The sequence below is a fragment of the Geobacillus sp. ZGt-1 genome (assembly GCF_001026865.1).
In the GTDB taxonomy this organism is placed as follows: Bacteria; Bacillota; Bacilli; order Bacillales; family Anoxybacillaceae; genus Geobacillus; species Geobacillus thermoleovorans.
Genome location: NZ_LDPD01000006.1, coordinates 158,618 through 171,790 on the forward strand (window position 1 = coordinate 158,618; position 13,173 = coordinate 171,790).

The following is a 13,173-nucleotide window of genomic DNA, read 5'->3' on the forward strand; positions in this document are numbered from 1 at the left end:
GACACCGAGCCTTCTTCCGCCCCAAATCCGTGAGTCGATCAGCAGCTGCCTTGAAACGTCCGATTGAATCGCTCAATGTGGTTTTGAGTGGACGGAACTCCTCGGACACCGGATCCTCGTTGGTCAGCCGATCACTTGGCGGACATCGAACAGGATCCCGTGCTGGGCAAAGAAGTGCTGCACCAGCAGGTAAAGGGGATTGTCGTCGACGACAAACGACAAGTCGTCTAGGATGGCCGGCAGCTATTGGACCGCGTTTGCCTCATTAAAAGCCGGCGAACCGCTTGACAATGCGGTCGATGTGAGCCGGCAATATTGACGAAAAACGGTGCCCTATGATCGAGAATGGGCACCGTTTCGTTTTGATCAGCGGTCAGTGACGACGATATACGCCGCTTTCATCGGGCCGTGGACGCCGACGACCAAGTTCATTTCAATGTCGGCCGAGTTGCTCGGGCCGGTGATGAAGTTGATGCATGACGGAATGAGGACGCCTTTTTCAATTTGCTCGTGAATGATGGCCGCCGCTTGCGTCACGCGAGGCACAACGGTGCTTTTCGGAACGATGGCGATATACGTCTTCGGCAAAAAGTGAATGGCCCGCCCTTGTTCATTGCGCGAAAACAAAACGACTGTCCCTGACTCGGCGAGGGTGATGTCACTGAACGCGATGCCGACGTTCGCCTGCTCGGCGGCGTCAATGTTTTGGCGTCCAAGCGCCGGATTCCAAATATGGACGGTCGTTTGTTCTGCGGGCCATTCGTCGCCGAGCAAGGCGGACAGCCCATATTCGGCAAAGCGCGGGTCATCCGGCACGATGACCGGGCCGCCGCCATAAGCCGTGACTTGTTGCTTGAGCACCCCAGCAAGTCCGGCGTTTGTCGTCTCAATGTAATCAGTGTGAATCAGTTTACATTGTTCGCGAAGCACTGCCAACAAGTCGTCTTGGCTATAGCCAGCCAAGACTTTCCATTGCGGCTGATCGCTCCATTGCGGCCGGGAGACGCCGGACAGGCGGGGAGCTCTCCCGAGGCGATGGGCGATGTGTTCTAAAAACGCGTCACGGTTGTGAATAGCACCACGCGTCATGACGGATTCCCTCCTTTTTGGCGATTGCGAAACCAATCGCGGAACCGCTCTTTGCTTGGCGCCGGAAACTCGCGGCTTTCCGTCCACGCTTTGAGTGGGCCGGGGCCTTTTGTGATGCGCCCGTCTTCGGCAAACGGGGCGAAGGCGCTTGGTGCCAACTTCGTACCGAAGCGGTACAATGACGGTGAGGCGGTCCCGAGACGAAACGCCTTCATCGCCAATTTTTCTGCGACCGGCGCTTTTCCTTCCCGCTCGACGATGATTTGGCGATGCTTGATGAGCAGCTCATGAAGCGGGATTTTCACCGGGCACGCTTCCGTACAGGCGGCGCAAAGGGAGGACGCGTACGGAAGCTCCTTGTAGTCGTCGTAACCGCCCAACAGCGGCGACAAGACCGCTCCGATTGGGCCGGAGTAAATCGAGCCGTACGAATGGCCGCCGATGTGGCGGTATACCGGGCAGACGTTGACGCAGGCCGCGCAGCGGATGCATTGCAGCACCGGTTGAAACTCCGTGCCTAAAATCGACGAACGCCCGTTGTCGACGATGACGAGATGGAACTCTTCCGGACCGTCAGCGTCGCCTTCGTCGCGCGGGCCGGTGAGGACGGTGATGTAGCTCGTCAATTTTTGTCCGACGGCGCTGCGCGTCAACATGCTGACGAGAACTTCCATCTCCTCAAACGTCGGCACGATCCGCTCCATCCCCATGACCGTAATTTGCGTTTTCGGCAGCGCTGTCACCAAGTCGGCGTTGCCTTCGTTCGTAACGAGCGTAATCGAGCCCGATTCGGCGATGGCGAAGTTGCAGCCGGTAATGCCGATGTCGGCTGTCAAATAGTCGCGCCGCAGCATCTCACGGGCATGGCGGGCGAGTTCAACCGGATCGGACGACTTCGTATAGCCGAGCTTGCGGCGGAAGACGTCGCGAATTTGCTCTTTGTTTTTATGCAACGCCGGACCGACGATATGCGACGGCGGGTCATGGTCATCGATTTGCAAAATGTATTCGCCAAGGTCCGTTTCGACAACGTCACAGCCGATGGATTCCAGCACCGGGTTTAAGTTGATTTCTTCCGTGACCATTGATTTCGATTTAACGATTTTTTTCGCTTGTTTTTCCAAAGCGATGCGGCGGATATAGTCGTTCGCCTCTTCGGCCGTCCGGGCGAAAAAGACGTGGCCGCCCCGTTTGGCAACGTTTTCACTAAGCTGCATTAAATAATAGTCCAAGTTTTCGAGCGTATGCTTTCGGATTTGTTCGGCGAGCGAGCGCCACTCCTCCCAATGGCCGAGCTCTTTGATGACGCCAAGCCGCCGCACATAGCCGCGGTCTTGCATGCCGGCGACCGCTCCGCGCATAAAGTCGTTGTCCAAGTTTTCTCGGACCCGTTTCCAAAACGGCCCGTTTTCGATTTTCATCGGCATGTTCGCTTCCCTCCTTTAGTTGCGCGCATTCAACACTTCGGCAATATGCATGACGCGGATCGGCTTGCCGAGCCGTTCGATGCGCCCGCCGATGTTTAGTAAACAGCCGCAATCGGCGCCGATTAAATAGTCTGCTTCCACTTCTTCGATATGCCCGATCTTTTCATCGACCATTTGTTCGGAAATCGGCCCCATTTTGACAGAAAATGTGCCGCCAAATCCGCAGCACTGGTGGGCGTTCGGCAGCGGAACGAGCTCAAGCCCTTTGACATGTTCCAACAGCCGGAGCGGTGCGTCTTTCACGCCAAGAAGGCGGGTCATATGGCAAGACGTATGGTACGTCGCCCGCCCGTGAAACGAGGCGCCGACATCTTCGACTTTCAGGACGTCAACGAGAAATTGCGTCAGCTCGTACGTTTTCGCTGCGAGCCGTTTCGCCTCCGCTTCCCATTCCGGGTCGCCGTGGAAAATGTGCGGATATTCCTTTAACATCGCCGCGCATGAGCCGGATGGGGTGACGACATAGTCGGCATCGGCGAACGCGCGCATCATCTGTTTCATTGCCTCTTTCGCCTCTTTGACATAACCGCTGTTATACGCCGGCTGTCCGCAGCACGTTTGCGCCTCTGGAAAATCAACCTTGCAACCGAGCCGTTCGAGCAGTTCGACGGTCGCTTTGCCGACCTCCGTATAAAAGAGATCGATGAGGCAGGTGATGAATAACGAGACTTTCATCGGTTCTCCCTCCCTTGTACCGAGCTTAATGAACGGGTCATCTGATGACTATATGTCTATTATAAAATGTTTTTTTCAGATTCGTAGCCCTTTTTTGAAAAAAAGAAAAAAACGCACTCAGTCAGGTTGTTGAGTGCGAATGTAGCGGCGCAGCACGTTTTCGACATTGGTCAAATGTTCCAACATGCGCGCCCGGGCGGCGTCCGGATTTTGGTCGCGAATGGCTTCAAAAATAGCTTGGTGTTCGGCAAGCAGCTTTTCGGTTGTCGTTTGTTTCGAAAACAGCCATATGCGGCGCGTCTCCCGCATCGTTTCGACGATCATGCCGGAAACGCTGTTCATAATGCTTACAAGCATCGGATTTTGCGACGCCGCCGCAATCGCCATATGGAAGGCCAAATCCGCTTTTTCGCCAAGCTCATCGCTGCCGATCCCTTCTTTCATTTGGCGAAGCGCTTCTGTCATCGCATCGAGGTCTCGGTCTGTCCGCTTGGCGGCAGCGAGCGAGGCGGCGCCTGCCTCAAGCAGCTTGCGCACTTCAAGCAAATGCCAAATATCTTCCTTGTTCATCAAGACAGCAATGGATAGCGGAAACGTCATCACTGTCGGGTCAAACTCGCGCACATACGTTCCTTCTCCTTGTTTGAGCTCGATCAGCCCCATCGCTTTCAACGCAGTGAGCGCTTCGCGAATGGCGGCCCGTCCGACTTGAAACTGTTCGGCCAGCTGCTGAACGGAATCGAGTTTATCACCAGGTTTTAGCTCTCCGTTTTTAATCATATCAAAAATGGCTTCGGCCACTTCTTCGTAAATTTTTTTTGTTTTAATCCGTTTAAACGCCAATGGATCCACCTCAAATACGATTAAAGTAGCTTTCCGGTTGTGAAGAAGGAAATCTCCTGCACTGTCTATTATGATACAGCATCATGGATCGAGACAAGCGCTTTTTGTTGCTTGCGGCCGAGGGCGTCAGCGGTTTGGGGAAGCCAACGTGATTCCATCGCGCATGGCGAAGTGTGAAAGGGACGGGATGGGTCGTAGTCAACATCGTCAAGAAACTTCGACCGTACCGACAAGCAGGATGGTCATCCCGTTCTCTGTCAACATCGGCGTGGGGAAACACAATGGATGGAAAGTTCAAAAAAATACAAAAACAACTATTGTCTTTTGCTGAAAACGCTTTTATAATTTGAGACAGACGGCGTTCTTATCCGGTCATCTGATGACTGGAGGAGACGATCAAGGGGACGGATGACCGTTCGTGAACGCCGCCAAGTCGGGCACAAAGGGGAGGAGAAAACCGCATGTGGAAGCAAGATTTTACACCAATCGCCGACCAGCTTTGGTTATCGGCGATTGTCGCACTCATTCCGATTTTATATTTCTTTTGGGCGTTGGCCGTCAAGCGGATGAAAGGGCATGTTGCGGGGCTGACGACGTTGCTGCTTGCTGTTGTGTTGGCTATAATCGCTTACAGAATGCCGGCTGGAAAAGCGGTTATGTCAGTGACGCAAGGCGCGGTGTACGGATTGTTGCCGATCGGCTGGATCATCATCACCTCTGTCTTTTTATACAAGCTGACGGTGAAAACAGGCCACTTTGACATTATCCGCAATTCGGTTGTCTCGCTCACCGAAGACCGCCGGCTGCAAGCGTTGCTGATTGCCTTTTCGTTTGGCGCCTTTTTGGAAGGGGCAGCTGGGTTTGGCGCGCCAGTGGCGATTTCAGCGGCGCTTCTTGCGGGGTTGGGGTTCAACCCGCTGTATGCCGCGGGCATTTGCTTGATCGCCAACACAGCGCCAGTGGCATTCGGGGCGGTCGGGATTCCAATCATTTCGATGGAAGGACCGACTGGCGNGCCGGCGATGGAAATCTCAAAAATGGTTGGGCGGCAGTTGCCGTTTTTATCAGTGTTCATCCCGTTCTATCTCGTGCTCATTATGGCCGGGTGGAAAAAGACGATGGAAGTGTTGCCGGCCATTATCGTTTCCGGTGTTTCGTTTGCGCTGACGCAATATTTCACCTCGAACTTTTTAGGACCGGAGCTGCCGGACATTTTGTCCTCGCTCGTTTCGATCGTCGCGTTGGCTGTCTTTTTGAAATATTGGAAGCCGAAAAGCACATTCCGCTTTGCAACGGAGTCGGAAGTGGCGGCCGCTGGGCAAGTTGCTCGCGCGACGCAACGCGGCGGGGAAGTATTCCGCGCTTGGTCGCCGTTTCTCGTGCTGACGGCTTTGATCTCGCTGTGGGGCATCCCGCAAGTGAAGGCGGCGCTCACCGGCCATTATGAAGGGACAAACGGCTTGTTGAAGTTGGTCAACGCTATCGGCGTCCACTTGACGTTTATGCCGCCTGTGCCGGGGCTCAACAACCAAATTTTGAACCCAAGTGGCCAGCCGATCGCTGCGGTGTATAAGCTTGAGCTGCTCGGCGCGGCTGGGACGGCGATTTTGCTGGCGGCGGTCGTCACAAAGTTCATCATCGGCATCTCGTGGAAAGAGTGGGCGCGTACGTTTGTGGAAACGCTTAACGAATTGAAATTCCCGATCATCACGATCGCTTCGGTTGTCGGCTTTGCCTATATCGCCAACTCGTCAGGCATGAGCACGACGCTTGGAATGGCGTTGGCCAAAACAGGCCCGTTGTTCCCGTTCTTCTCGCCGATTTTAGGATGGCTCGGCGTGTTTATCACCGGTTCCGACACGTCGTCGAACTTGTTGTTCGGCAACCTGCAAAAAGTGACGGCGACATCGATTGGCATGGATCCGGTGCTGGCGTTGGCGGCCAACTCATCAGGCGGCGTCGTCGGGAAAATGATTTCGCCGCAATCGATCGCTGTCGCCTGTGCGGCCGTCGGTTTGACCGGCAAAGAATCCGACTTGTTCCGCTTCACGATCAAACATAGCGTGTTCTTAATCATCTTGATTGGCGTTCTCGTTTACTTGCAATCGACGGTATTGTCGTGGATGATTCCATAACGGCCACAAAGGGGGACGAGTATTGTCGATTTGTTGATCGAAGCGGTCGAAGGAGCACAGGCGGCAAAGGAGGAAGAGCGAATTCGGAAAACGTCATAACGCGGCAGTCTGGCGTTTTTGCCGAATGTCGGTTGTTTGAAGCAAAAAAGAAGGTGTCCCGAAAGCAGCGGGACACCTTTTCCATTATGACTTGTTTGGGGAAAACGACTGTTTGGATGTTGCATTAGTCTTTTAAGGTGGCGCGGCGATGCCGATTCGAGGCGTGCCAAATGTCCAGCGGGCGCCCAGCAGAGGCTAAAGTGCTGCGCTGAGCTGTTTCGGCATTGCCCGCAGCGCTTTCCCAGTTCCGATCGCAACGGCTTCAGACGGATTGGGAGCGACATGCACCGGTACGTGCAGCTCGGCGCCAAGCCATTGCTCAATGCCGTGAAGCAAGGCGCCTCCACCGGTGAGCACCACGCCGTGGTCAATGATGTCCCCGCTCAATTCCGCCGGGTATTCTTCAAGAACGGCGCGAATGGCTTCGGCAATTTGCAGAAGCGATTCTTTCAGGGCATGCTGCACTTCGGCGGGATCAAGAGAAATGGCTTTAAGAAATCCGGTGACCACATCGCGGCCATGAATCGTCATTCCTTGTGTCAAAGACGTCCCGGGAGTGCTGCCGATTTCGATTTTCACTTGTTCAGCGGTTTGTTCGCCGATTAGCAAATTGTAGCGCTGGCGAACATATTGAATGATATCTTCATCGAGCCGATTGCCGCCGATGCGGAGCGAGCGGCAGGCGACGACGCCGCCCAACGAGATGATCGCCGCTTCCGTTTTGCCGGCTCCAAGATGAACGACGACGTTGGCGACCGGCTCGCTGACCGGCAAGTCTGCGCCGATGGCGGCAGCGACCGGCTCTTCAATAAAATGGATGTGCTTCGCCCCGCAATGTTGGGCGATTTCATAAAACGAGCGGCGTTCGACCGAGGTGGCGTGAAACGGAACGCTCATCACGACGCTCGGCTTTTTGAAGGCGAGGCCGAGCGGGTTACCGACTTGCTTGAATACTTGCTGCAACAGCATTTTGGCGCGCTCAAAATCGGCAATAACGCCGTTTTGCAGCGGGTAGGTGACTTCGATGTGGGCTGGGGCTTTGCCGATCATCTGCTTTGCTTGTTGGCCGATCGCCATCAGCTTGCCTGTATGGCGGTTGTAGGCGACCGCAGCCGGTTCGTCAAACACAATCCCTTTTGTTTGGCTGAACAGCCGAACGTTCATTGTGCCTAAATCGATGCCTAGCTCTGAAGAAGCGAACAACGGAAACACCTCCTTTGGCCGAAGCGAAGGAACGAACAACCAATCGCCATCTATACTATTCGGCAGAGATCGGTCATTTATGTCTGCTAGGATCATTCGCCGTGCATAAAAATTTTTTGATCTCATGTATAAAAAACGAAAAGGGAGGAAATGAATAATAGCGTAACGTTTTCCAAGTATTCCCCCGATCCCCTATGAAATATAGCATTGGGCTCTCCGGTTTTGGAGGGCCGCTTTTTTTTGCATAATAAAAACCCCCTGTCTATTAAGCGGACTTAATATGACAGAGAGCTTTTCCGACGGAGCTGTTACAGCCGTTTGGCTCCGATATACTTCGTTTTCCAGTAGCTGCTGTTTAAACTGTCGATTTTCACGCCACGGGAAACGGCATGGATGACTTGATTGTTGCCGATGTAAATAGCCACGTGGGAGACGCCTTTCGTCTGTTTGGAAGTGTCGAAAAACACTAAATCCCCTGGCTGTAATTGGGACTTATGTACGTATGTACCTTTTTTGTACATTTCTCGAGAGGTGCGAGGCAAGGTGACGCCAACTTTTTTATGGGTATAGTAGACAAATCCTGAGCAGTCAAATCCTTTTGGCGTCGTCCCGCCATATCGGTAAGGAGTGCCGATCAGCTTTTTCGCTTCGATGATGAGCCGTGCTTTGTTGGCGGCTGCATCTGAATTGGAAGTGCTTACAAAGAAGGAGGAAAATAGAACGATCATGGATACGAACAGGAGAGAATACCATTTTTTCATTTCCCCTAACCCCCGACAAAATCTTTTCCGATTCGACGTATCTCAACTAGAGTATAGCAGAGGAAACTAGACTTGTTTTTTACAGTTGGATTAAATAATGTTACAGCGCCGTTACAAATATAGCACCTCGTCCTAAAGGCTTATACCAATAGATAGATATTTTCGTTTCGGCCGACCTGGCTTTATGGCCGTAAGCGTGGAAATGGTGTTTCATACCCGAGTCCTATGGCCGACAGATGAATGTCGTAAGCTGTCGAACAAATAGGAACGGTGGAGGGAGGCAGTGCGAAGAATGGCCGTCTTATAATGAAAGCAAAGCGTCGAAGAATCGATGACGGTGATGGATGATGTCGAACCAACTTGAATATATCTTGTATATCTTTGGCCTTTTTTTGACGGTCGGCGGTGTCTATGTATACGGCCATTGGATGGCAAAACGGCATTGGGGGGATGCGCCATGGCTGGCGGCGCCGAGACTGACTGCTGTGTTTGCCACCGTTTCCCTGCTTTTTTTAGGGGCAGGAATGATCTATATCCATTATGCTGAAAAACAAGAACATCGTGAATATGAGGAAGCCGCAAAGCAAATCGCCGGCATGATTGCCGGCGATTTGGCCGCCATGGGGCACGAACGGCTCGATGAAAGGGCGGAACATTTGCCTGCGTATCACATGGTGATGGCGGTGCTGGAGCGTTGGCAACATTATGGCCGCGTGTTGAGTGTGTATACGTTAAAAAAGAATGAACGCGGTGAGCTATATTTCGTTGCAGCGCCAGCGACGGACTACAATTGGAACGGCCGCATTGACGGTGAAAAGGAACAAGCTGTTCCACCTGGGGCGGTTTACCGCCGCCATTTTCCAGAGATCGAAGAGGCGTTCCACGGCCGGTTTGCGATGGAACAGCATCCGACAACAGATGAATGGGGAAGAAGCATCAGCGCGTTTATGCCGATTCGTCAACCGGACGGGACAGTGGATGCGGTTGTTGGCATCGATTTTGATGCCAAAACGTATGAGAAACATTTGCAGCAAGGGCGGAAACAGGCGATGTGGACGATGATGGCCATGTTTTTGGCGACGGCGGTTGCCTATTTGCTCGCTTTGCATCAACAAATGGAACGGAAGGCGTTGGCTGTCTATCAAAAAACGCTTGCATCCAACGAGCATCGGCTGCGGCGGCTGGCGGAAATGACGATGGAAGGGCTGATCGTCTATGCGCATGGGAAAGTCGTTGAGGTCAATGAAGCGGCGTGCCGTTTGCTTGGCTATTCAGAAAGCGAGCTGATTCATTTGCCGATCGGGGAGTTAGTCGTTGATGGATCCATGAAACTGAATCGTCCGCATGAGGAACCGGAGCGCTTTGAAATCGAGCTGCGCCGAAAAGACGGCACCGCATTTCCAGCGGAAATCGTCCGGCGCCGCTACGATTATGAGGGGGAAAAAGTGACGGTGGCCGCCGTCCGCGATTTGACGGAACAAAAACAAAACGAAGAGCGGATGCGTTATATCGCCAATCATGATGAACTGACTGGGCTGCCGAACAAGGAGGCGATGTATAAAGCGGTGGAGCGCTGCCTTGTTGAGGCGAAACAGCATCGCCATGAAGCGGCAGTCATATTCTTAGAAGTGAGTGGGATGAAAACGATCAACGATTTTTATGGCTACGCAGTCGGGGACGAAGTGCTCCTCCATTTGGCGCAAGAATGGAAAGAAAAGCAAGGAATGATCGTCGGGCGCTGGAGCGGGAATGAGTTCATCGCATTGGTGCCAAACAGCACACATCAAAAGGCTGAAGAAATGGCGAAACAGCTCATTGAGGCGGCGGACGAACCGATTGTCGTCAATGGGATGGAATTGTATGTGACCGTGAACATCGGCATCAGCGTCTACCCAAAAGATGGGGAGGATGCAAAAACGTTGATTCGCAAGGCGGATATTGCCCGCTACGAGGCGCGAAAAAAAGCGGCGAGCGATTTTCTCTTTTTCACGGAGCCGATGGCGATTCGTCTCAATGAAAAGATGGCGATGGAACGCGACTTGCGGCGTGCGCTTGAAAATGAGGAATTTGAATTGTACTATCAGCCGCAAATTCGGCTTCACGACCGGCAAGTGATCGGCATGGAGGCGTTGATTCGCTGGCGCCATCCGGAAAAAGGGATGGTTTCGCCGTCATTGTTTATCCCGGTTGCCGAACAGACCGGCATGATCATCCCGATCAATGAATGGGTCATCCGCACGGCTTGTGAGCAGACGAAGCAACTGCTTGATCGTTTTCCTGACTTGTCTGTTTCCATCAACTTATCGCCATATGAATTTGAAAGCCGCCGATTTGTGGATAAACTCGCCCGCCTGCTCGCCGACGCCGGGCTGCCGCCGCACCATTTAGATCTGGAAATTACGGAGCGGATGACCATGGATACAGAACGTGCGCTTGATATTCTCTCGAAACTGAAGGGGCTTGGTGTGACGATCAGCATGGATGATTTCGGCACTGGTTACAGTTCGCTCAGCTACTTGACGGATTTGCCGATCGATCGGCTGAAGATCGACCGTTCGTTCGTTCAGCATATTCAAGGAAAAAAAGAGTGTGAGTAAAATATTTGTAAAGTCTTGACTGACTCAAAAAAAGATGTCATCTTGCCGGCGATCATCCGACTCGGGCATAATATAGGTGTAAAGGTGCTGGCTGAAGGGGTCGAAACGGAGACCGAAGCGGCTTATTTGCAAGGAAAACGGTGCGACGAGGCGCAAGGCTATTTTTTTTCCCCGCCGCTTCCGTATGACGAGCTCGTCCGGTTCTTAAACGGGCAGCGCGTGAGGCGGCAGGCGCAGGAGCTGACGTAACATGGACGGATTTTGGCGCATCGCCGAGGAGAAAATTCGCGAAGCGATGAAAAACGGCGAGTTCGACAACTTGCCCGGCTTCGGCAAACCGCTTGAGATTGAAGACCTTTCCCGCATTCCAGAGGAGCTGCGGCTCGGGTATTTGTTGCTGAAAAACGCCGGCTATGTGAGGGAAGAAGCGGAGCTGCGCAAAGAGCTTTTGACGCTCGAGGACTTGCTTCGTTGCTGCGAGGATGATGAGGAAAAACGGGAGCTGGAGAAAAAGAGGACGGAAAAACAGCTTCGTTTGGCCGAATTGATGAAAAAGCGGGGGCAGACGAATTCGAAGGCGCTGCGCGACTACGGGCGGCGCATTGAGGAAAAATTTCGCTGAATGCCAAGAAGGGGAGATTCGCTGAAAAGCCAATCTTCCCATTTTTTATGCAAAAATGGCCAAAAAATGGGGAAAATAAGGGAGGACGATGAATGAAAGAAAGGAGGGAACGGGGGCATTCTCTTGATGGAAGAAATAGCAAGAACATCTCTAGACAAAAAAGGAGTGATGAAATCGTGAAAAACGTATGGTTAGCTTTTTTCACCGCCCTTGTGCTGACGATGCCGTCGACGGTGGCTGCTGCTGGCCAGAGCGGCGAAGCCGTTGATGTCCATATGCCGGCCGGCCATATGTGGAAGCACAGGGCGCTTGATGAGCAAAAGTGGATGGAAATGGTGCAAACGTACACGCCAGAGCAGATCGGTGAATGGAAAAAAGTGCTGGAGGAACGGAAAACGCTGCGCCAGCAGTTGGATGACGAAAAGGTGAAACGAGCGATCAAGGCACATTGCAAGCAAATGAAAAAAGAACGAGAAGCGGCGCTTGATCGACTCATCGACCAGCTTGCTGACAAAAAAATCACGAAAGAACAGTTCAAGCAAGAGCTGAAACAGTTACATAAAAAGAAACGCTGGATGACGAAAGAAGAAAAACAGCGGCTCCATATGCTTCATGAACAAACAAGACAGGCGATGGAGAATAACGACAAGGAAGCGATGGCCAAACTGTTGCCGCAATGGCTCGATCATATGAAAAAGGAGAACGAGCGGTTGGCAAAATGGCTTCAGGAAGTCAAAGAAGGATGATATGATGATATAATGAAAAAAAGGCCGTGTGACGCACGGCTTCTTTTTTATCTCAACATCGCCTCCGTCGCGCCGAGCGGATGGCCAGGTGTTTGATCCACGATTCCTTCACCGCTTGGACGAACAGGAAAGGGACGGCGGTGTTCAAATGTTCCCATCGCCAAAAGTTGACGGAGGGAATTCGTGCATTTTAGCATAAAGTGATTTCGTGGCGGGGAGGAAGAGGCAATGGGATACCCGGTCATTCTTCATTTGCGCGGCCGTCGGGCGGTCGTTGTCGGCGGCGGGAAGGTGGCGGCAAGGAAAATTCATGGATTGTTAGAGGCAGGGGCGGAAATCGTGATGATTGCGCCTGAAGCGGAGCCGGAGCTTCAAGCGTTGGCCGCGGGGGGGATGATCGTTTGGAAGAAAAAGCGGTTTGACCCAGACGATTTGGCGGAGGCCTTTTTGGTGATTGCCGCGACGAATGATCGCAAGGTGAATGAAGCGGTGACGCAAGCAGCATCATCCGGCCAACTCGTAAATGTCGTGGATGATCCGGAGCGGTGTGATTTTCACGTTCCCGCTGTCATCCGCCGCGGTCCGCTCACAATTGCCGTGTCGACCGGGGGGGCAAGTCCGGCGGTTGCCCGCCGCATTCGCCGCGAGCTTGAGGAGAAGTATGGCGAAGAGTACAGGCCGTATCTTGAGTTTTTGCAGCGGGCCCGCGGCATCGTATTGCGCGAAGTGGAGGACGCTGAGGGACGGAAGCGGCTGTTTCAGGCGCTCGCTGCCGACTCGTTCCGGCAAAGTGGGCGCTGGGAGGAGGAGTTTACCCGTTTGTTGGCGAAAGAAAAAGAGCGAAACAAGGAAGGAGAAAGAGGGCGATGAGCATCCCGATATACATTGTTGATGCGTTTACAGAAAAAGCCGTCTG

At 53.0% G+C, this 13,173-nt stretch carries 10 protein-coding genes and 3 pseudogenes; 6 read left to right on the forward strand and 7 right to left on the reverse strand.

Annotation, left to right across the window (positions count from 1 at the left end; all coding sequences use genetic code 11):
* The 5 genes and pseudogenes from VU18_RS18760 to VU18_RS01660 all read right to left on the reverse strand — a co-directional run.
* Positions 1 to 243: pseudogene (locus tag VU18_RS18760) on the reverse strand (transposase); the annotation flags it as partial.
* 123 nt (positions 244 to 366) lie between these two features.
* On the reverse strand, positions 367 to 1,089 hold the full coding sequence (locus VU18_RS01645) for a lactate utilization protein C (RefSeq protein ID WP_021321846.1): 723 nt from the start codon (positions 1,087 to 1,089) through the stop codon (positions 367 to 369).
* Positions 1,086 to 2,516, reverse strand: a complete 1,431-nt coding sequence (locus VU18_RS01650) for a LutB/LldF family L-lactate oxidation iron-sulfur protein (RefSeq protein WP_047757533.1) — start codon at positions 2,514 to 2,516, stop codon at positions 1,086 to 1,088. The genes VU18_RS01645 and VU18_RS01650 overlap by 4 nt, the downstream gene beginning before the upstream one ends.
* 15 nt (positions 2,517 to 2,531) lie before the next feature.
* Positions 2,532 to 3,251 (reverse strand): (Fe-S)-binding protein, encoded by a 720-nt coding sequence (locus VU18_RS01655; protein ID WP_047757534.1) that lies wholly within the window; start codon positions 3,249 to 3,251, stop codon positions 2,532 to 2,534.
* Positions 3,252 to 3,368: 117 nt separating this feature from the next.
* Complete coding sequence (locus VU18_RS01660) at positions 3,369 to 4,094, reverse strand: FadR/GntR family transcriptional regulator (RefSeq protein WP_047757535.1); 726 nt, start codon at positions 4,092 to 4,094, stop codon at positions 3,369 to 3,371.
* A gap of 461 nt (positions 4,095 to 4,555) precedes the next feature.
* Here VU18_RS01660 and VU18_RS18765 point away from each other — a divergent pair.
* On the forward strand, positions 4,556 to 5,108 hold a 553-nt coding region (locus VU18_RS18765), incomplete at its 3' end, for an L-lactate permease (RefSeq protein WP_236687248.1).
* 1 nt (position 5,109) lies between these two features.
* Positions 5,110 to 6,229 (forward strand): annotated as a pseudogene (locus VU18_RS01665) (L-lactate permease); the annotation flags it as partial.
* Positions 6,230 to 6,523: 294 nt separating this feature from the next.
* Here VU18_RS01665 and mreBH read toward each other — a convergent pair.
* Both mreBH and VU18_RS01675 read right to left on the reverse strand, forming a co-directional pair.
* A complete protein-coding gene (mreBH, locus tag VU18_RS01670) occupies positions 6,524 to 7,531 on the reverse strand; it encodes a rod-share determining protein MreBH (protein ID WP_047757537.1) in 1,008 nt (335 codons plus the stop codon).
* Between the two features lie 308 nt (positions 7,532 to 7,839).
* Positions 7,840 to 8,292: a C40 family peptidase gene (locus VU18_RS01675; protein ID WP_011229904.1), complete on the reverse strand. Its 453-nt coding sequence runs from the start codon at positions 8,290 to 8,292 to the stop codon at positions 7,840 to 7,842.
* Between the two features lie 344 nt (positions 8,293 to 8,636).
* Here VU18_RS01675 and VU18_RS01680 point away from each other — a divergent pair.
* The 4 genes and pseudogenes from VU18_RS01680 (at position 8,637) to VU18_RS01695 (ending at position 13,127) form a co-directional block, all read left to right on the forward strand.
* Positions 8,637 to 11,138, forward strand: a pseudogene (locus VU18_RS01680) (putative bifunctional diguanylate cyclase/phosphodiesterase).
* A gap of 1 nt (position 11,139) precedes the next feature.
* The gene (locus VU18_RS01685) at positions 11,140 to 11,511 is read left to right on the forward strand and encodes a DnaJ family domain-containing protein (RefSeq protein WP_013522951.1); all 372 of its coding nucleotides are present in this window, start codon (positions 11,140 to 11,142) and stop codon (positions 11,509 to 11,511) included.
* A gap of 176 nt (positions 11,512 to 11,687) precedes the next feature.
* Positions 11,688 to 12,257: a hypothetical protein gene (locus VU18_RS01690; RefSeq protein ID WP_020279490.1), complete on the forward strand. Its 570-nt coding sequence runs from the start codon at positions 11,688 to 11,690 to the stop codon at positions 12,255 to 12,257.
* 228 nt (positions 12,258 to 12,485) lie between these two features.
* Positions 12,486 to 13,127 carry a bifunctional precorrin-2 dehydrogenase/sirohydrochlorin ferrochelatase gene (locus VU18_RS01695; RefSeq protein WP_011229908.1) on the forward strand — a complete coding sequence of 214 codons (642 nt, stop codon included), beginning with the start codon at positions 12,486 to 12,488 and terminating at the stop codon, positions 13,125 to 13,127.
* Positions 13,128 to 13,173 lie beyond the last annotated feature (46 nt).

Bases quoted from the DNA above. Each gene is read 5' to 3' on its own strand.
- VU18_RS01645 (WP_021321846.1), bottom strand. From the start codon at position 1,089: ATGACGCGTGGTGCTATTCACAACCGTGACGCGTTTTTAGAACACATC.
- VU18_RS01650 (WP_047757533.1), bottom strand. From the start codon at position 2,516: ATGCCGATGAAAATCGAAAACGGGCCGTTTTGGAAACGGGTCCGAGAA.
- VU18_RS01655 (WP_047757534.1), bottom strand. From the start codon at position 3,251: ATGAAAGTCTCGTTATTCATCACCTGCCTCATCGATCTCTTTTATACG.
- VU18_RS01675 (WP_011229904.1), bottom strand. From the start codon at position 8,292: ATGAAAAAATGGTATTCTCTCCTGTTCGTATCCATGATCGTTCTATTT.
- VU18_RS01685 (WP_013522951.1), top strand. From the start codon at position 11,140: ATGGACGGATTTTGGCGCATCGCCGAGGAGAAAATTCGCGAAGCGATG.
- VU18_RS01695 (WP_011229908.1), top strand. From the start codon at position 12,486: ATGGGATACCCGGTCATTCTTCATTTGCGCGGCCGTCGGGCGGTCGTT.